We start from the raw sequence: 19162 nt of genomic DNA, 5'->3' as shown, positions 1-19162 counted from the left end.
TGTCAGTCTGTAGAGCGACCATAAGACCAGAACAGAGTAAATCTGTTAAGGCAGGTGCGAAAAATCCTTCGGGAAAGAAGCAGAAACCCAAATCGTGAGGTTTGGGAATCGCCGTCCGTTTTACGGCGGCGAGGATGTCAACTCCCTTTATTTGATTAGGTGAATCTGTGTCTTACGAAACTTTATTAGCGGAATACAGCTGTCGTGAAGGGGCGATCGAATTATTGCGACAATATCGCCCCTATTTAGAGTTAATTCCTAGTCTGCGTCGTCCTGAAGAGAGTTTAATTACTATTCCCTTGCCCTTGGTCAGAATTCGTCCATCTTCTGGCCTTGAATCTAGAAAGACGGTACAATTAGCCTGTGATTTGGCGATTCTGATGTGTGATCCGGAATGGAAAATTAAATTAGGTTCAGAAATCCTGATTTTTATCCATCGTCCGGGGGAAGATTTTTCTGATTTGTTGAAACGCTGGCGCGAAACCCAAATCTGTTTAGATAAAGAATATGAATGGTTAATGCCCCCCAGAGAACAACATATGTTTAGTGAAGGTGCAGAAAAAATTCATCCTTTATTTGTGGTTTTTGATCAAACGGACGAGAGAATAAAAAAGGGTTTAAGAGGGGCTTTTTTACCGATGGTTGTTCAAAATTATCGGCCAGCGTTGATTGATGATTCCTTAGAATTAGTCGATCAAGATTAGCTGACTCTCTTAAGTATCTAAGCACAATTAATTACACATCTAAGCCACTACTCCGTCAGAATTCTGCTGTGATCAGTAAACAGTGAACTGAAAACTCAAATCCGATCCCTAATAGCTGTCTCCCGTCTCGGAGTCTCCTGTCTCGGAGTCTCCTGTCTCGGAGTCTCGACTAGGAAATTAATTTTGCACGACTACTTAGTTTAGTATAAAGGGAACAGTTGACGATGGTTAAGCCCCTAAAATCAAGCGCTGACGATGAAAATTAAGCAGCGAAATTTCCTCTCCAGAAACCCTTTCTAACATCTCGACGATATGATCGGGCTGTAGTAAAGTGCCATCATTGCGACAACTGCCCACATAGCACAAAACGGCTTGTTTGTCAACAGTTTTTAACTCTAATTCATATAATTGTTCTCGCAGATTAATCGTGACTTTTTTGCCGGATTTGGTGGTTTTTTCCCGTTCCATCACCGTTGCTTGTTTAATTGCCTCGAGCCAATTTTGCCACTGTTGGCAGTCAATTCCCTCGCTATTAAAAGTGAGCAAATACTCGGCTTTTTCTAACAAACGGGTGGCAGCAGGAGCATTTAAGGGAATTTCTTCCACCTGATAAACCGGCAAATCTGCGGGTAATTGCGCTCTTAACTGCTGTTTAAACGTCTCTAAATCGATCACTTTTGTCAATTCAAAATCGACAATCTCACCGCTACTGGTTGCTCCCAAGGATAAAGCATTGGCGATCGAAATGCGCGGACCAGGGTGAAATCCACCGGTAAAGGAAATGGGAATAGCAGCCCGACGGACGACGCGATCAAATAAACGCACCAGATCCAAGTGGCTAACTAGGGCCATTTCGCCAATTTTGCCAAACCAAACCCGAATTCTTTGGGCGCGTTCTTGATTGGGTTGAAAATGTCCGGCAAAACCGGGAATCGGGGGCGCTTCAATAACGATATTATGGCCAAAATCGACGCTACAAACGCCACAATGGGAACAACCCTCAAAAGAACAATCGGGAACCGTTGCCGCGTCTAGAGCGCGTTTTAAGTCCTCCTCTAGCCATTTTTTATCGATACCGGTATCCAGATGATCCCAGGGCAAAGGACGCTCTAAAATATCTTTGTCTGCATCGACAAAAATATTCCATTCTCCCTGTTCTACCTGACGATATTTCCACGTTAAACCCGATTCTTCGATCGCCTGTGACCATGCTTGATAGGCTTTTTCTGTATTATCCCACCAAGCATCCATCCCCGCTCCCAATTGCCAAGCGCGCAGCACCACTTTCCCTAAACTTCTGTCACCGCGACCGATAAAATCTTCCATGGCCGAGATGCGGACATCGGTATAATTGACTTTTACCCCTCTCATACCCTGGAATTCCTGTTTTAATAACTCCTGTTTGCGGATAAATTCGGCCGTGGAGACGGAATGCCACTGGAAGGGGGTATGGGGTTTAGGGGTAAAATTCGAGATAGTTAGGGTAAAATCCAGGGGTTTCCGCTTCGGTAAACGACATTCCCGACGCAACCAACGCACCGTTTCCACGATACCGATGACATCCACATCGGTTTCCCCTGGCAAACCGATCATAAAATAGAGTTTGACCTTATCCCAACCCTGTTCGACAGCAGTTTTTATCCCTCTGAGTAATTCTTCGTTGGTTAACCCTTTGTTAATCACATCGCGCATTCGTTGGGTTCCCGCTTCCGGTGCAAAGGTTAAACCCGATTGACGATTGCCCCCAATTATGTTAGCAATATTTTCATCAAAGCGATCGACTCTTTGACTGGGTAACGATAGAGATATATTCTCATTCTGGAGACGGTTTTTAATCTCCATACCCACGGCAGGTAAAGCTAGATAATCGGAGCAACTGAGAGATAATAAGGAAAATTCGTTATATCCCGTCGCTCGCATTCCTTTTTCAATCGATTCGATTACTGCTTCCGGTTGCACATCCCGCGCGGGACGGGTTAACATCCCCGGTTGACAGAAACGACATCCCCTAGTGCAACCGCGACGAATTTCCACCACCAGGCGATCGTGAACCGTTTCCACGAAGGGAACTAAACCGATAGAATAGGCTGGGATAGGAGTCGCTACCCGGCGTAAAATTCTTGGCGGTACATCGTCACGATTGGGGATAACTGCACCGATTGGGGTGACATCGTAGAAACGCGGGACATATACCCCCGGAATTTGGGCTAAATCTAGTAATAGTTCTTCTTTGCTTAGATTAGCTAGTTTACCTTCTTCTAAAATTAAACCGATTTCTGGCAATAATTCTTCGCCATCACCAAGGGCGATAAAATCAAAAAAGTCGGCATAGGGTTCGGGGTTAGAGGTGGCAGTTTGTCCCCCGGCAAAAATTAGCGGATAGTTACCCGAGTCTCTTGCTCTCCAAGTCAAGGGAATTGCCGCTAGGTCGAGCATTTCTAAAATATTGGTGGCTCCTAGCTCATAACTGAGACTAAAACCCAGAATATCAAAATCTGTGAGGCAACGACGGGATTCTAGGGCAAATAAGGGGGTTTTTGTCTGTTTGAGTTTTTGGGCTAAATCCGGTGCGGGTAAATAAGTGCGATCGCAGAGTTGGCGAGGTTGTGCATTGAGGATATTGTAGAGGATAATATGGCCGAGGTTAGATGCCCCCACTTCGTACACTTCCGGATAGGTTAACACCCAACGAACCACAGCACTTGCCCATTCTTTATGTTTAGCACCTAACTCGTTGCCCAAATAACGCGCCGGTCGAACAATGTCGGGGGTGAGTAGTTGGTCTAAAGCAATAGTCACGGCAATCTACCTCAGATATCTTCAGCAATGGGTGCTTTTCTACTATAGCAGCCAGAATCGAGTCAGTTATCAGTTATCAGTTATCAGTTATCAGTTATCAGTTATCAGTTATCAGTTATCAGTCAGGGTGAGAGCATCTCAAAAGCTATTGACAATTGGCCAATTTTGTGATCCGCATGGGCATTTCAGGTGATACCAGTCAATCAGAATAGTTACGAAATCTTCACATTTGGTCGATTTTTGCTTAACAATTGAGATGGCCAATTCTCCTCAAATATGCCTGAATCGCTCTCTGGGTAAGCCACTCATATAAAGTTCATTTTGTCAAGGATTGTTAAGATGCGCTTACCCTGAGTTATCAGTTATCAGTTTTCAGTTTTCAGTTCACTGATTACTGTTGACTGATTACTGTTTACTGTTCACTGAAAATACTCCCCACTTCCCCATCTCCCTAAAATTCCAGAGGCTATAAGATAATTAAGCGACGATGAAAGAACCGTTAATTGAATTGAGAGGAGTATCGAAAAGATTCGGGGATAACGTTATTCTCGAAGGTTTAGATTTAACCATTTATCGAGGGGAGGCCCTGGTAATTATCGGACCGTCGGGAACGGGAAAATCGACGGTTTTACGGGTAATTGCGGGATTAACGGGGATAAATGCGGGAGAAATTCGTATTAAAGGTCAATTACGTCAGGGATTGCTAGAAGATGGTCGAGAAGCGATGCGAACTTCCTTAGTTTTTCAACAAACAGCCCTGTTTGATTCTCTCACCGTCGGGGAAAATGTCGGTTTTTATCTTTATGAACAAACTAATTTAAAAAAAGCCAGAATTAGGGAATTAGTGGAAGAAAGCCTGGAAATGGTCGGTTTACAGGGAATTAGTGACCTTTATCCCTCGGAACTATCGGGGGGAATGCGTAAACGGGTGGCTTTTGCCCGCGCTATTATCACTAATCCCGATAATCAGGCCGATAATCCCGAATTACTGCTGTATGATGAACCTACCGCAGGATTAGACCCGATAGCTTCTACAATTATCGAGGATCTAGTGCGGACTCTCCATGAAAAATCGGGATCTGCGAACACCTATGTGATGGTTTCTCACCAACAAAGTACCATCCGACGCACCGCCGATCGAGTAGTATTTCTCTATCAGGGAAAAGTGCAATGGCAGGGATTAGTGGCAGATATCGATCGTACCGATCATCCCATGATCCGACAATTTTTTAGCGCCAGCATTGAGGGCCCGATTAGAACAATCGTTTAAGCTAGATTAAGCTAAATTAAGAACTATCGAGAATGAGAGAAAAATCATGCAGAGTTCGCGAGCTTTACGGGAAGGAAGACTAGGTTTGTTTGCCCTAGGCGGATTATTAGTCTTTGGGGCGCTCGCTATCTGGGTTCGCGGGGGAGGATTTGGTCAAAGAACCTATCAATTAATCTTCGAGTTTGCTGACGTGGAAGGGTTACAAGTCGGGGCGCCGGTACGTTTTCGCGGGGTGAGAGTGGGAAGAATTACGAGTTTTATCCCGGGGAGTAATCAAGTGGAAGTTATTGCCGAGATTGCTTCTGCTACTTTAGTTATGCCTAGGAAGGTAACTGTTACTACCAATCTTTCCGGATTAATTGGGGAGGCAGCCATCGATATCACTCCCTTAGTTTCTTTAAGTGCTGAGGCCAAAAATCTCGACCCTCTGAGTCCCGACTGTGATCAACAGTTAATTCTCTGTAATAATAGTCGTTTACAGGGGACAACAGGAACACAATTAATGTCTAGTGTTGGTCGTTTAGTGGATACTTTTACCAGTCCTGAATTTGTGGGTAATCTCAATGATGTCACCAAAAATACCGCTATAGCGGCCAAAAAAATCGCCCGTTTATCCGATGATACCTCCCAAACTATCCGTAATGCTCAAAGAGAAATTTCTCGTCTCTCTTTGGAATTAGCCGCCACCAGTCGCTCGGTGACTAATACGGCTAATAATGCCTCGCGTTTTATCAATACTTTAGATAGTACCGTTCAGGAAAATCGCAGTCAAATCAGCAGAACTTTTCAACAATCTTCCCAATTAGTCGCTAATCTCAATGGTGTTCTCAGCGAAAATCGGGGACAAATTGTTAATACTCTCGATAATATTAATCAAGCTAGTTTAGGTATTGGTAGTCTCGCTAATAATCTCAATAATACCGCCCTGAGGTTGAATGCTGGTTTAGATGAAATTGATACTAAACAAGTCATGCAAAATATCGAGACGATTTTGAATAATGCGGTGGAAACATCGAATAATTTACGAGAAATTACTAAAACTATTAACGATCCTGCTACAATTGTCGTACTGCAAAAAACTCTCGAATCCGCTAGGGTGACTTTTGAAAATACTCAAAAAATCACCTCCGATATCGATGAGTTAATTGGTGATCCCCAATTTCGCGAGAATTTAAGACGTTTAATCGATGGCTTAAGTAATCTGCTTTCTTCCGGGGAACAATTAGAATATAATTTGCGTATCGCTCAAACTTTAGATACCATGACTCAAGAGTTAGCTAAACAAAAAGTTTTGACCATCTCTCGACCTTTAAATCCTAAGCAAATGCAACTCTATCCCCAATTTATCGTTCAACAACCACCCACGAGTGAAAAATGACAAAACAGCACAATTCAAGAGATAGAATATGAATTATGAATTATGAATTGTGAATTATGAATTATGAATTAGGGAGAATAAATAAAAATAATCCTCCTGTCTCGGAGTCTCCTGTCTCGGAGTCTCCTGTCTCGGAGTCTCCTGTCTCCTGACGGCTAAAATAACTGATAACTGATAATAATATGTTGAAATCAATTTGTATTACTCTTGGAACTCGTCCCGAAGCGATTAAATTAGCTCCCGTTATTCGTGCTTTTCAAGAATCGGAACAGTTTCAAACCCATGTAATTCTGACGGGACAGCATAAAGAAATGGTAGCGCAGGTGATGGAATTATTTGCTTTCAAAGCAGATGAAAATCTCGATATTATGCAAACTCGTCAAACGTTAACTGATATTACTTGCCGCAGTTTACGGGGTTTAGAAACGGTTTTTGAGCGCATAAAACCAGATTTAATTATTGTGCAAGGTGATACTACCACTGCTTTTGCTGCTGCTTTAGCGGCTTTTTATCAACAAATTCCTATCGCTCATGTGGAAGCAGGATTAAGAACTAATGATATCTATAATCCCTATCCCGAAGAAGCTAATCGCCGCCTAATTTCTCAACTGACTACCCTACATTTTGCTCCCACTACTTTAGCCGTGGAAAATTTACAAAAATCCGGGGTGACAGGAAATATTCACCACACCGGTAATACGGTTATTGATGCTTTATTAAGCGTAGCCAAAACCGCCCCAGAATGTCAAATTGCGGGCTTAAATTGGTCAGATTATCGGGTTTTATTAGCTACGGTTCACCGCCGGGAAAATTGGGGCGAACCGTTACAGGATATTATCAAAGGATTCACTTTGTTGTTAGAAAAATATACCGATACAGCCCTATTATTACCCCTCCATCGCAATCCCACCGTCCGAGAACCAATAAAGTCCGCTTTGGGCAATCATCCCAGGGTATTTTTAACTGAACCTCTCGATTATGCCGAGTTAGTGGGGGCGATTCAACGCTGTTATTTATTATTAACTGATTCTGGGGGCATTCAAGAAGAAGCCCCCAGTTTAGGAAAACCGGTTTTAGTATTGCGAGAAACCACGGAAAGACCGGAAGCAGTACAAGCGGGAACAGCGAAATTAATTGGTACTAATCCAGAGCAAATTTTAGCACAAGCGGGAGAATTATTAGGGGATAAAATCGCCTATGATCGTATGGCTAATGCAATTAATCCTTTTGGAGATGGACAAGCATCCCAAAGAATCCTCCAAATCGTCCAAGATTTTTTGGCTTAATCTATGACTACTTGGTTGGGTATCGACCCCGGATTAGCGATTGTCGGTTGGGCTATTCTCCGGGATAATAGTGAGTTAATGCCGATTTTAGTCGATTACGGCACGATCGAAACTTCTAAAAATCTTTCTACTGCCCAGCGTTTGATCGAAATTGAACGGGATTTAAAGGAGTTAATCGCAGAATATAAACCGGGGGAAATTGCCGTGGAAATGCCCTTTTTTAACCGGCAAATCAAGGCAGCCGGTGGAGTCCTGCAAGCATTGGGAATTATCAATCTAGTTAGCTGTCGCGATGGGGGAATTGAACCGATTTTCCTCCATCAAGCTAGTTGGAAATGTCATCTGGGCCATGGTAGGGCCACTAAAGCTGAGGTGGCGGAAGAAATTAAGTATTTATTCGGATTGACAAAAATGCCCATTAATGATGCTGTAGATGCTATAGCGATCGCATACGCTGCTTTCAGTGGCGTTCGCAATCAAATCTCTTGAAGCAATTTGACGAAATTGGCGCAAAAATTTAGCTGACAACTAAAAGCCATCTTTAAGCTTGCACTATCTTAGTTCGATGGGACGGTTGAAGATAATAAGGCCTTCAAATATCTTTGATTAGCGTTGGGTTTCCTTCCTCAACCCAACCTACCATATCAGCGATCGCACCAAAGGGTTTAAGTGTGGAATTGTGATAATTGTCATCGTCAATGCTAATAAAAATATGGTATAGTTCTTAAACGATTATAAGTTTAAAATAATGAAAATAAATGAAAATAAAAGTTTCCCAAAAAAAGGGATCATCAAACGAAGTTAACCCTCAGTTAAAGCATATTGCCTATTCGATGGACGCACTGATTCCAGGCTTTTATATTTGGTTGGGTTCTTTTTGTTGGCGATTGGGGGGTAGTGATGCAGAAGAAAGTTATCCAGGAACAATACATAGTTTTGCGGGTATCAGCTTAGTTTTACCCGGTTATCAAATTTTTACAACCTATAAAGGGAGTTATGACCCTCGATAAGCATCAAATTGATGGTCTTTCTCCCATTTCATCTAAAACAATGCCAGCAGAAGTTTTTGAACAATTGATGTTCAATGCTGGTTATGCCGTTGTTGGGTCTGCTCCAGCCAAGGGAAATAGAATTAAAGTCTGGTGGAATCATTCTAGTTTTCGTCGTGTTGAAGCAATTTATGGTGACGATAGAAGTCTGGTTATTACGGCTTATCATCCATGAATCATGAGCTTTCTGTTACGAAAATATATTTATTGTTTACCCACAACGGGCCCAACCTACAAGATCAGCGATCGCACTGTAGGTTAAGGGGTTATTATCGGCATCGGTGGCGGTAATTGTGCCTACAGGAGTATTGATGGTGCAAGTTAATGTTGTCTGGCTCAGTGTCTGAACTATAATGGGGAATGACTAGAGTTTTCTCCCTCAAAAAGTATATGGCAAGAAGAACTAATCATCTCATGACTGGTCACTTAAAGACAAAAATGACGATTATAGGTGTTTTTGTCGCTATTTTCTGGATTGTAGAAATTTTAGACCAATTTGTTTTTGATCATCAATTAAATCAATATGGCATTATTCCTCGTTCTTGGCCTTTTGGGTTAAGAGGGATTTTATTCGCCCCGTTTCTACATGGTAGTTTTAAAGATCTTATTGTCGGTACTATAGGGTTTGTGATTTGTAGCTGGTTGGTGATGCGATTAAAAATACGTGATTTTTGGATTGTTACTATCATCACTATGATTGTTGGAGGATTGGGGATTTGGATCTTCGCCCCGACTAACACTCCTCAGATTGGGTTGAGTAGCCTGATTTTTGGCTATCTAGGATTTTTAGCGTTAGGAGGTCAGAGTAATTTTGATCCAAATTATGATAAGGATGGCTTTCTGGTCAATTTTTTATATGTTTACCTTTCAATTTTTTTAGTTTTTGTTTTTATATATGGGCAACAAATTTCTCACTTGCTATCTGGATTTTTAACTGGCACTTTAGCGGCTGAGTTCATTGCTCAAGAAAAAGGAAGAGCCATGAGAAGTGTGTTTTTTCGTCTATTTTTCTTTATTTTTATCACTTTTTGGTTTGTAAATTGGCTATTGACTGGTGATAATTTCATCAATTTCATATTGGGAGTCATTGGTTTTATCGCTTGTGCAATAGCTGGAGGATCTTCAAGCACATCAGGGGAACAGAAAGATACAATTCCTCAAGCGGGTCACGCGGAGGCGCGTCATCGTGATCGTGTAGAAGCAGAAGAACGATATCGCCAGTGGAAAGAACAAGAACAGCGCGATTGGGAAGAACAACAACGGCAAAATAATGAAGATCGTTGACGGTGATATATATTATGCTTAAGTCAAACAGATTCAAGGTAAAGGAAGATAATCAATTCGGTCTTGATACTCATTATCAAATGAAGCTTCAGCCGCCAGAATTAACTCATCTATATTTTCCCCAATACTCAAATTAGGATTCAGAATAAAAATACCTGGAATATGACGATGATTTTGTAGATGATCTGCTAAATGTACGGGCATAGAAGTCCGATTATTTGTTACCAGAATAAAATTATTTTCTTCACACCAGCAGAGAATTTCAGGATCTAATGTTCCTTTATCTGGTGTAACAGGTTCTCCAATAACTCTAATAACTAAATCAGGCTTGAGTCTTCTTAGTTGAGTCGCATAGAGAGGATCAACATTTTCATCTAAGAGATATTTCAGACTCATTTGCTTGTTTGATTGCTTTTCTTTGTTGCCTTAACTTTCTCAATTTTTCTGCAACAGGAGGAGGATTTTGTTTTTGTATTTCTCTCATTCTTTCTCCATGTTCGATCCATTCGGTTAAGTAATTGGTTATTTTTTCTTGCTCATGCAAATAGTACAGAATTGTTGCATAAACTTGTTCTAAGCTCAAAGATGAGTAAGTTTTAGCAATTTCTTCAGGTGTTTTGGCATGATAAATATAGTCATAGAGAATGGTTTCAATACCAATTCTTGTTCCTTTTAAGCGAATGTCATTAGGGGTTAGAAAGTTAAAATAGTCTTCGAGTTGTATCATGAAATTCACCGAAGCTGTACTGAATCTAAAGGATAGTGTTAGTTATTTACACCATGCTGTACTTGTGCTTCCATCTAGCCCTGTGTAAGTTGTCCAAGTATGACATCTTACACCATTAAAATTAGCACCTGTAACATCGGCACCTGTAAAATTAGCCTGGCCTATATCAGCATTTATCAAACTTGCTACCTTTAAATTGGCATCCATTAATTTTGTCTCGCCCATATAAGAACTGTTAAGTCTTGCGCTAGATAGATTTGCCCCTATCAACTTGGCACCACCCAAGTTAGATCCCGTCAAAATTGCATTACTTAGATTGGCTTTTGTCAAATCAGAACCGCTTAGATTAACACCACTCAAATCCGCACCTTGTAAATTGGCTTGTCTTAGATTTAATCCCCTCAAATCCGCACCACTCAAATCACATCCTGGACATTGTTTGGTTTGCTTAAATTTCTTAACATGATCAGGATTTTCTGCACGGCTAGGATTAGCTAAACTAACACAAGATAGGACAACAATTGAAAAAAGGAGAGTGAATTTCATAACTGTTCCACCTCAATCAACTTAAAAACGGAATAAACAATAGACTATCGTGACACAGAATTTTCCTGGAATATTCAAGATAATAGCAAAATTTTATGATTCCCTGCTACCACCCAAATCTCATTCCCTGCTTGAGCCGCTGCACTAGAGCGCGACAGCATGACTTGAAAGAAGCTGACCGACGGGGTGACGGCCACCCACAACCACCCGGCTCTCTTGGACTGGGGATGAGAGTCCATCGGCATTTCCTTGTCCGAATCCCGTCTCGTCGGCTCCCACTATCGGCGCGGCTTGGATGTAGGCTTCGGCTTCCGCCACAGAGGGCTGATAGTGCCTCACTTCCTTCCTTTCTCAGACGATTGACTGTCCCCAGAGACATCTTCACCCCAAATAAGTCGGACATCGTACAAACCATCATCCGATGGGAATGACGGTACATTCCACTCAAGACTGAGACGATGGATACCGCTCTCTCGGAGTAGCCGCTCTCTTCTACGTCTTTGGGGAGGAGGGATCGGGTTTTTTCGCCGCAGTAACGCACCAAATCCCCAAAATGGCTACCAGATATTATAAGGCGATCGCCGCTTTGATTGACACAAGCAAAAACTTCAACAGATATAATGGGGCTTGACAGGTGGTATCAGTTATCAAAGCACGGCTCAAGCGATTGAAGGTTGAGTTGGAGTTAAAAAAAGTAACCTTTGGTTGTGTTGGGTTTTGTGCCTTAATCAAACCTACATGGCTAGGAACTGTAGGGGAGCAAGGAATCTGCGCCCAGAATGTAACCTCTCTCAATTTATCAAGTCTGGTGAGTCAGCTTCACTCATTTGAATACTGCAATTATGATGTTTTTGAGGTAGTTAAAGACTGTTCAATTACTTGAGGTGAACTATTTTGAATTAGGCGTAATAACAAACGTAATCCTTCATTAACGGCTGCTGAATCAGGAAAAATAGTAGCAACGTCGGGGTCTATTTCGACGGTTAAAGTAGTTTTTTTTCGCCCTTGACCTCTTGCTATGACTGGAAGTTTAGTAAAGTCATATTCGGGGCGTAAATCATCATCTAGATCACAGGTCTGATTCATAAGCTTTACGTTCTTGGGTGGTAGCTAAACGGCGCGACAGAAAACGAATTTGCCCTACTGTAGGGGCGCAAGGAACCTGCACCCAGAATGTAACATATACTAACATTTTACCCCATAATGTCGGGAGAGCCGATTTTCATAGGCAGATTGAAACCCCCCAAGGTAATAGACCGGGTGTCCCACCAGGAACACACTTATTTAATTTTGTCGTTCCATCAGATTGAATGTAGTAATCTTCACCCCAGTAGTGTAGACTTGATATGTATTTCAAGAGTTTAACGAGAGATTATGGAACCTCGTAGAAGCCTCCCTGAGCGTATTATGGTCGTTGCTGTGATCCAGCTTATCTTTTCTCTGTTTGGTGTCATAGCAGGTTTAGTTCTAATGTTTGGCGGAGCGATTCTGGGTGGACTGTTGGGTGGTGCAGTTTCTGGAAGTGCTTCAGACGCAGCCGTATTTTCATTTTTGGGATTTTTACTTGCTTTACTATTTTCTTTGCTTGCCATTGTCCAATTTGTATCCAGTATTGGTTTATTTTCAATTCAGAAGTGGGCTTGGTATGGCACGGTCGTCACTCAATCCATTGGCTTGCTTTTAAATGTTGTTTGGCTCTTCATTGGTAATCTCCTGGCTATTTTTGGAGTAGCGATCGGGATTTTTATTCTTTGGATCATGTTTCAAGCTAATACTCGGCGTATTTTTGGATTAAATATATGACCTAGCGAAAAGCGTTGAGAATTCTAATAAGGAAGCAATTAACAGATTATGGGAGTTAAGTAGTTTCATGGTTTTGTTGTAGAAAGCCATCAAGATCAGTTAACAATTGATGATTTCCATGAATATGTTCAACAAAAATGTCAAAAAGTGCTGAATAAGAGGAGATTTGCGAAAATGAATCCAGTTGAATTAAGACAGAAAATAGAGAAAAACTTGTCAGAAATGTCCTCGGATAGTCTCAAGGTTATTGCTGAGTTTGTAGAGTTTATTAAAAATAAACAAGAAAAAACTAAACCAGCATCAGAAACTATTACTTATAAACCAGCGTCAGGTCGCTCTATTTTACGCCATGCTGGAACATGGGTAGGTGATGACTTAGAAGACTGTCTTCAGTTAGTTTATGAAACTAGAGGTAAAGTCAAAATCAATAATCGTCTTAATCCTTTTGAATAATGTATCTTTTAGACACTAATCATTGTAGTTTAATTTTTTTAGAAAATACGACTGTTCTGAAACAGATAAAAGAAGTCGGAGAAATCAATCTAGCTACGACTATCATTACAGCAGGTGAACTCATTTATATGGCGGAAAACTCTATTTATAGAGAGCAAAATCTAATTCGCCTCAATGATTTTCTAGAAGATATGAGAATTTACTATATAGATGAACAAACTGCCAAAATTTATGGGAGAATTAAAGCTGCTTTAATTAAACAATTTGGACCGAAGCAAAAAACTAAACGTAAAACTACTAAAACTACCGAATTAGGTTTTGATGAAAATGATCTTTGGATAGCAGCAATAGCTATTCGTAATCAATTAACTTTAGTTTCGGCTGACACTGATTTTCCCAGGATAAAAACCGTAATTGATTTTCTTTTAGAAAACTGGAGAGATACAACTGAATAATGTTGTTTTTTTATATTAATAGTACGAACTGATTCTGGCGTTATTATTGAACCTTTATTACCGATTAATACGATTAATATGGCATAGAACGAGTTAGTTAGGACGCTTTCAATTTTCAAACTCTTATCGGTCAAGGGTTTCAGCGATTGATTGTCCTAACCACCCCGCTCTTTGCTATAGCACTCAGTTACCTTATGGTTTTCATAAAAATCCTACTGATAAAATTTTAGTGGCGATCGCAAAGCATTATGATATTTTGATGGTGAGTTGTGATAATAAGATTTTAAGTTATTCCCATGTTAAAACAATTTGGTAATAGCCTTATTCAAATTGACAATTAAGTTTTACAAGAAAGGTGACCACAATTATTTATATGTGCGAACCAAGCGAAGAATTTCATTAGTCATCAATCCATAAAAATATACTGTTCCAGTTTTATCACAACTTTTAAAGATTTCATCAGACCAACTATCAAGAAAGGTATCAGAACTTAAAATTTCTGTGATTTTAGCATTTATTTGGCTGTTTCCTTTCCTTGTTTCTGATAGAATAATATTTCCTGCATCTGATTCTGATAAAATAATTTCTAATTCATCATTTCTTTTAGAAGATACTCCTTGATTTGCGCTATTTTTGAGGACACGGAAATTAACAGTTTTAACTCCCTTAGCACGAATTTCTTGAATGACTTTATCAACTGTTGCTTGGCAGCCTAGTTTTGGTTCTGATTGTGCTTTAACCAAAGGAAAGGAACCAGCAAAAAGCGTTGACAATCCTAATAAGGAAGCAATTAACAGATTTTGGAAGTTAGGTAGTTTCATGATTTTGTCCTCTGAGAAAAGTTAATTAAAATGAAACATTTTTGTTGGCAGTTGATCGCACTATCAAGCTACTTTTTGCGAATTGGGCAAGTCCATCCTTTCTTACATCCTCCCAAACGATTACCTTTAGTATCTACAAATTCAAACCAAACAGTCTTATCTTGCGCCAAATCCCATGCAGTTTTTCGATAGTTAATAACTTGAAAACCTTTACCTCTGTATTCTACAATAAAGATATATTTGTTATTTTCCCACTTAATTTGTTTTAGTTTATGGTTAAAAATCCATAGCTGAGTCATTGGATTTCGCTGATCTTGCCTATGGTTTTCAATAAATTTATCCACACATTTATCATGAGATTTACTTTGTGAATTCGATAATGACCAAAGACCTGCTTCAAAGCTCATAAAACCTGTTCCGCTTAACCCAGCATAATAGGAAAAATAAAAAAAGTCGTCTTTCCATGGTGGTAAGTTTAAAATTTCTTGACTGCTCATATTTTGATAATGATTATCTGATCTTAATCGGTTGACGTGCTTTTGAGGATTAGGACGAACAAAATTAGCGTGGTCAACACACACTTCAAAAGAGATATTTGTTCCTTGAGCTTGAGCAATAGAGTCTATAGGAATTGCTTGAACTTGGTTGTCAGTTCTACTGTCTAGTTGTTGGCTGGTTATCAAAGCTAATAAGCTGAAAGTACAGAAGATTTTGGTTAGCTTAGATTTGATTTTCATAATAACTAAGTCTCCTTATAATTTTTTTACGATGATGATCAGCATTGTGGTCCCCATTCCTTACCCCACGGAAGAATAGATGGTGGTGTACCATCCGGGCACTCCATTAATTTTGTCGTTCCATCAGATTGAATATAATAACTGTCACTAAAATCTGATTGAGCGATACCAAAAGAAACTATAGCGGTATTACCACAATTAGCAACAATTTTATCCGTCCAACTTTTCATTAAAGCTGGAGAGTTCACGATATTATCAATTATGCTATCGCTTTTGGGATCAGTATTAGTATAAGTCTCATTGTATGAATCAAAAGTAATATTTAATTCATCAGTTCTGTTTGTTGGATTTCCTGTTCTATAACTATTAGCTGTTCCTTTATAAATACTAAACTTAACCCTTCTAACTCCCTTTGAGCGAATTTCTTCAAGGACTTTATTGACAGTAGCTTGACAGCCTAGCTTTGGTTCTGATTGTGCTTTAACCGAAGGATAGGAACCAGCAAAAAGCGTTGACAATCCTAATAAGGAAGCAATTAACAGATTTTGGGAGTTAAGTCGTTTCATGGTTTTGTCCTCTGAGAAAACTTAATTAAAATGAAACATTTTTGTTAGCAGTTGAGTATTTGAGTTGACGTTAAAAAAGTAACCGTTGGTTGTGTTGGGTTTCGTTCCTCAACCCACGCTACATAGCTTGAAATCTACTTGATTATTTTGTGTTTTCCGATGTGAGGCAATGCGGTATGGTACCATATCCCCAAGTAATGGGTTCCGAGGTATTGTCTAGTTGAGAGCATTTTTCTTTTATAGTTGTACCATCTTGTTGAATATAATAATTTATACTTATATCTGATTGCGATATCCAAAAACTTACTATAGCTGTATTGCCACAGTTTTTAACAATTTGGTCAGCCCAATTATTTAAAAGCTTTGGTGATGCGAAAATATTACTGATGGCAATTCCATTACTGGTAGTAGCACCTACATCATCGATTAGAACAACATCTAATACATCAGTTTTATTTGTTGGATTTCCAGTACGGTATTGATTTGCCGTTCCCTTAGAAACACTAAATTCAACTCTTCTAACCCCTTTAGAGCGAATTTCTTGGAGGACTTTATTGACAGTAGCTTGACAGCCTGGCTTTGGTGAAGTACCTGACTGGCTTTCAGGAACTGTTGGCTTTGTTGTTTGGCAAGCAGGAAAACGGCCAAGATCGCAGTAAATAGCTCCTGTTGGCTTTGTTGTTGGTGTAACATTTGCTGTCACCTTAACCTCCGACTGAACATAAGCAGAAATATTAGCAAAAGAGCGATCGCCTGTCACCAACACATCAAACATACAGGATTCCAACATAGCAGAAGCAGTCACCCCCGCGCTACGACAAACCCTTTCCGCTTCCTGTTTTTGTTGCGTCGTAAAATCCGCTAAAGTCAAGACCTTTTTCGGGAAATTCAAATTCGTAAAAGTTGCTGTAGTTTCGCCGACTTCATAAACAAATAAAGACTCTTGCTGAGGAATCCGCCAACTATTGCCATACTCCTTATACAACTGATCGTAATTAGGCGTGATGCCAACAACCTTTCCTTGGCGAGTTTTCATATCATCGTTTGGGTTATTATTGTAGTTTCCGAGGAGACCATACATCTTTGAGAGTCGAGATTTGGGGACTGTGACCTTAATCGTTAAGACCGAACTTCCCGACACTTCTACCCATTCCCCGGTGGGGGCGATAATTCTATATTCACCCCCATTTTTATCTACCCTTGCACCACCTTCAAGCACAATGGGAAAACTAGCCTCATTAACATTGCGAGCATTAATTTTGAGCTTTCCTTGATAAATTCCGATTCGTTCCCCACCCGCTTTGATAGCTACTGCTGAGGGTAAAGAAGCATTATCTCCCACCCCTTTAAAACGACCTTGTACTTCAAAATCTCCTCGTTCAGATTTCGCCAGAATAAACTCGCCTACCGCTTGAAAACTATTGCGTAAGCCATCAAAGGTGACAATATGAGGGTCTCCATAAATAACGCCTGTATTTCCGTCCGGTTTACGGGGAATATCGGGGGTAGGTTCGGGTTTCGGTTCTTCTTGGGGTGGTGGACAACCTTCTTTAATTTTATCAGCACCAGCAAAAGTTGCTGACCATTTCCAAGGGTTTAACCAACGTTCTCCTAGTCCAAAACTTTCCCAGGTTATTCCCGCTATTTTAGAAATAGGTTGAGAAATTCCACTAACTCCACTAATTTTCTTTAAATCCAAAAATACAGGACCACGAGGTGCGCTAGGACAACCTATATCTAGCAGTAATTTCGTAGTACAATTTTTGGGATTTCCCCATGTACCTGGATAAAGCAACCAACTTTTATCACCTAAGTCTTCAATTTTCGCAACTCCGACACGGGGTAAATATTCCACTACTTCTCGTGATTTAGGGTCGGAAGATGAAATTAAAGATAAATTATCATGGAGGTTGTATATCTTCCCCCCTCGATGTTTTTCTTCACAACGAGGATCAATAGATGTGGGAATCGTAAATTTAGTACAGATACTTAATTCACTAATGTCCGACCTAGGATAACTCGCATGACCACCCAAACCGACAAAAACATTAGGTTGAGCAAGAATATCATTGCGGCTACCTAAGTTAGTTGAAAATAGAATATTGTTATCCTTAACTAATTCTGTCCATTCAAAAATTTCTCCTCCTTCGGAAATAAACTCACTCACCAAGAAAATGTGTTCGCCAAAAGCAACTCGACAAGGATAGTAGTATCCATCCCGATCCTTCCGTAAAAAGACCGTTATTCCTTCCCAATCTCCTTCATGATTATTAAATCCTTCGTGATCGTACCAATTGCTATGGGGATAGTGAAAATAATAGTTAATTGCTAATTCTTTAATTCCTGTTTTTTTGTTATCTATTTCTAAATTATCATTTTCAACGATTGAGGCATAAATTTTAGCAGGAGTTTTTTTACTTCGACTGTAAGCACCTTTGATATCGGTTTTAAATTGACTAAGATATAAGTAATCATCTGCATTTCCTCTATCCTTAATAGTGGCTTTAGTTTCGGCTTTCCAAGTATTCTTGTTAACATCAAAAGGAACTTGATATTCTTCCTCTGGCTCAAAATTCAAAATCGGAGTAAAATAGTTAATTAGTTGGCTTTTAGAAACAGGAATCTTGGTTTTAAATATTTTTTGATCTGCCTCCTGAATCTTGAGCGAATATTGAGAATTTGTTTCAGGATAATCCGCCACAAATAAAGCATTGATTTTATTTGTCGGTTGTCTATCTAACCCGAAATCGCTACTTGTATCACCAACAACTAAACCTATTTCAAATTTAATCTCTTCTACTATATGTATTTTGGGTACGATAATTTTATTGATCTCAAAGGTATAAATTCCTTTGGTAAGATATCCCACAGGAATATTTTCTGCGAAACCTCTAGGCAATTTAATTGTCTTCTCAGTATTATTCTCTCGGTTAACAATATTAATTGTAACTAAATCGCTTAATTGCCATTTTTTACCAGAAAGAGTTAAATTTTTTAAATCGATATAATAATTACCTTCTTTCTCAACTTTTACCGTCCAGTTAACCGTAATTTCCTTATCTACTCCTGCGGTTGCCCACCAGCGATCGATCCCTAATTTGGGTGTACCATCTGGTTGAATGGGGTTAAAATAATTATCAATTTTGGCTCTTCGTTACTCTTTATGCTAAATCAACAGACAAGATGCCAAGATAACATACTTCTAACCCAAAAATTACGAAAGTTTCTAAAGCCATAGGCTCTCCGTTTTATTAGTTTAAGTTTATTGTTGATTCCCTCGACCA

General features: G+C 39.8%; 20 protein-coding genes and 1 pseudogene. 11 read left to right on the top strand and 10 right to left on the bottom strand.

The annotated features are described in order from the left end of the window. Positions 1–167 precede the first annotated feature (167 nt). Positions 168–704 (top strand): hypothetical protein, encoded by a 537-nt coding sequence (locus IM515_RS02125; RefSeq protein ID WP_002771399.1) that lies wholly within the window; start codon positions 168–170, stop codon positions 702–704. 228 nt (positions 705–932) lie between these two features. On the opposite strand, the gene IM515_RS02120 is transcribed toward IM515_RS02125, so the two are convergent. Next, complete coding sequence (locus tag IM515_RS02120) at positions 933–3503, bottom strand: TIGR03960 family B12-binding radical SAM protein (RefSeq protein ID WP_287629055.1); 2571 nt, start codon at positions 3501–3503, stop codon at positions 933–935. 31 nt (positions 3504–3534) lie between these two features. On the opposite strand from IM515_RS02120, the gene IM515_RS02115 reads away from it, so the two are divergent. The 7 genes and pseudogenes from IM515_RS02115 to IM515_RS02085 all read left to right on the top strand — a co-directional run. After that, complete coding sequence (locus IM515_RS02115; protein WP_287697842.1) at positions 3535–3696, top strand: hypothetical protein; 162 nt, start codon at positions 3535–3537, stop codon at positions 3694–3696. Positions 3697–3990: 294 nt separating this feature from the next. Continuing rightward, positions 3991–4773 carry an ABC transporter ATP-binding protein gene (locus IM515_RS02110; protein WP_002771405.1) on the top strand — a complete coding sequence of 261 codons (783 nt, stop codon included), beginning with the start codon at positions 3991–3993 and terminating at the stop codon, positions 4771–4773. 46 nt (positions 4774–4819) lie between these two features. Beyond that, a complete protein-coding gene (locus tag IM515_RS02105) occupies positions 4820–6151 on the top strand; it encodes an MlaD family protein (RefSeq protein WP_287629054.1) in 1332 nt (443 codons plus the stop codon). Between the two features lie 182 nt (positions 6152–6333). After that, complete coding sequence (gene wecB / locus IM515_RS02100; RefSeq protein ID WP_287629053.1) at positions 6334–7437, top strand: non-hydrolyzing UDP-N-acetylglucosamine 2-epimerase; 1104 nt, start codon at positions 6334–6336, stop codon at positions 7435–7437. Between the two features lie 3 nt (positions 7438–7440). Next, on the top strand, positions 7441–7926 hold the full coding sequence (locus IM515_RS02095; RefSeq protein WP_287629052.1) for a crossover junction endodeoxyribonuclease RuvC: 486 nt from the start codon (positions 7441–7443) through the stop codon (positions 7924–7926). Between the two features lie 507 nt (positions 7927–8433). Next, positions 8434–8661 carry a hypothetical protein gene (locus IM515_RS02090; RefSeq protein WP_002778028.1) on the top strand — a complete coding sequence of 76 codons (228 nt, stop codon included), beginning with the start codon at positions 8434–8436 and terminating at the stop codon, positions 8659–8661. 215 nt (positions 8662–8876) lie between these two features. Continuing rightward, positions 8877–9458: pseudogene (locus IM515_RS02085) on the top strand (rhomboid family intramembrane serine protease); the annotation flags it as partial. Positions 9459–9803: 345 nt separating this feature from the next. On the opposite strand, the gene IM515_RS02080 reads toward IM515_RS02085, so the two are convergent. From IM515_RS02080 to IM515_RS02065, 4 genes are all read right to left on the bottom strand, one after another. Further along, a complete protein-coding gene (locus IM515_RS02080; protein WP_194016561.1) occupies positions 9804–10166 on the bottom strand; it encodes a DUF5615 family PIN-like protein in 363 nt (120 codons plus the stop codon). Then, complete coding sequence (locus IM515_RS02075; protein ID WP_287629056.1) at positions 10141–10494, bottom strand: DUF433 domain-containing protein; 354 nt, start codon at positions 10492–10494, stop codon at positions 10141–10143. The genes IM515_RS02080 and IM515_RS02075 overlap by 26 nt, the downstream gene beginning before the upstream one ends. Positions 10495–10539: 45 nt before the next feature. Beyond that, positions 10540–11043 (bottom strand): pentapeptide repeat-containing protein, encoded by a 504-nt coding sequence (locus IM515_RS02070; protein WP_287629050.1) that lies wholly within the window; start codon positions 11041–11043, stop codon positions 10540–10542. A gap of 840 nt (positions 11044–11883) precedes the next feature. Then, entirely contained in the window at positions 11884–12129 is a 246-nt protein-coding gene (locus IM515_RS02065; RefSeq protein ID WP_287629049.1) for a hypothetical protein, read from the bottom strand. 288 nt (positions 12130–12417) lie between these two features. On the opposite strand from IM515_RS02065, the gene IM515_RS02060 reads away from it, so the two are divergent. The 3 genes from IM515_RS02060 to IM515_RS02050 all read left to right on the top strand — a co-directional run bounded on the left by IM515_RS02060 (position 12418) and on the right by IM515_RS02050 (position 13754). Next, positions 12418–12846 (top strand): hypothetical protein, encoded by a 429-nt coding sequence (locus IM515_RS02060; protein ID WP_287629047.1) that lies wholly within the window; start codon positions 12418–12420, stop codon positions 12844–12846. Between the two features lie 174 nt (positions 12847–13020). Beyond that, the gene (locus IM515_RS02055; RefSeq protein ID WP_287629046.1) at positions 13021–13299 is read left to right on the top strand and encodes a hypothetical protein; all 279 of its coding nucleotides are present in this window, start codon (positions 13021–13023) and stop codon (positions 13297–13299) included. Then, complete coding sequence (locus IM515_RS02050) at positions 13299–13754, top strand: type II toxin-antitoxin system VapC family toxin (protein WP_287629044.1); 456 nt, start codon at positions 13299–13301, stop codon at positions 13752–13754. The genes IM515_RS02055 and IM515_RS02050 overlap by 1 nt, the downstream gene beginning before the upstream one ends. Positions 13755–14119: 365 nt before the next feature. Here the strand turns inward: IM515_RS02050 and IM515_RS02045 are convergent, their stop codons facing one another. From IM515_RS02045 to IM515_RS02025, 5 genes are all read right to left on the bottom strand, one after another. Beyond that, positions 14120–14575 carry a hypothetical protein gene (locus IM515_RS02045; protein ID WP_287629043.1) on the bottom strand — a complete coding sequence of 152 codons (456 nt, stop codon included), beginning with the start codon at positions 14573–14575 and terminating at the stop codon, positions 14120–14122. Between the two features lie 68 nt (positions 14576–14643). After that, positions 14644–15312 (bottom strand): hypothetical protein, encoded by a 669-nt coding sequence (locus IM515_RS02040; protein ID WP_287629042.1) that lies wholly within the window; start codon positions 15310–15312, stop codon positions 14644–14646. Positions 15313–15350: 38 nt separating this feature from the next. Next, complete coding sequence (locus tag IM515_RS02035; RefSeq protein ID WP_287629041.1) at positions 15351–15878, bottom strand: hypothetical protein; 528 nt, start codon at positions 15876–15878, stop codon at positions 15351–15353. Positions 15879–16020: 142 nt separating this feature from the next. Beyond that, complete coding sequence (locus tag IM515_RS02030) at positions 16021–18777, bottom strand: VWD domain-containing protein (RefSeq protein ID WP_287629040.1); 2757 nt, start codon at positions 18775–18777, stop codon at positions 16021–16023. Positions 18778–19049: 272 nt separating this feature from the next. Beyond that, on the bottom strand, positions 19050–19162 hold a 113-nt coding region (locus IM515_RS02025; RefSeq protein WP_185237766.1), incomplete at its 5' end, for a transposase.

The sequence above is a fragment of the Microcystis sp. M44BS1 genome (assembly GCF_020244875.1).
Lineage (GTDB): Bacteria > Cyanobacteriota > Cyanobacteriia > Cyanobacteriales > Microcystaceae > Microcystis > Microcystis panniformis.
Note: the sequence above shows the minus strand (reverse complement) of the source record. Positions and strands in the feature narration are given on the sequence as shown.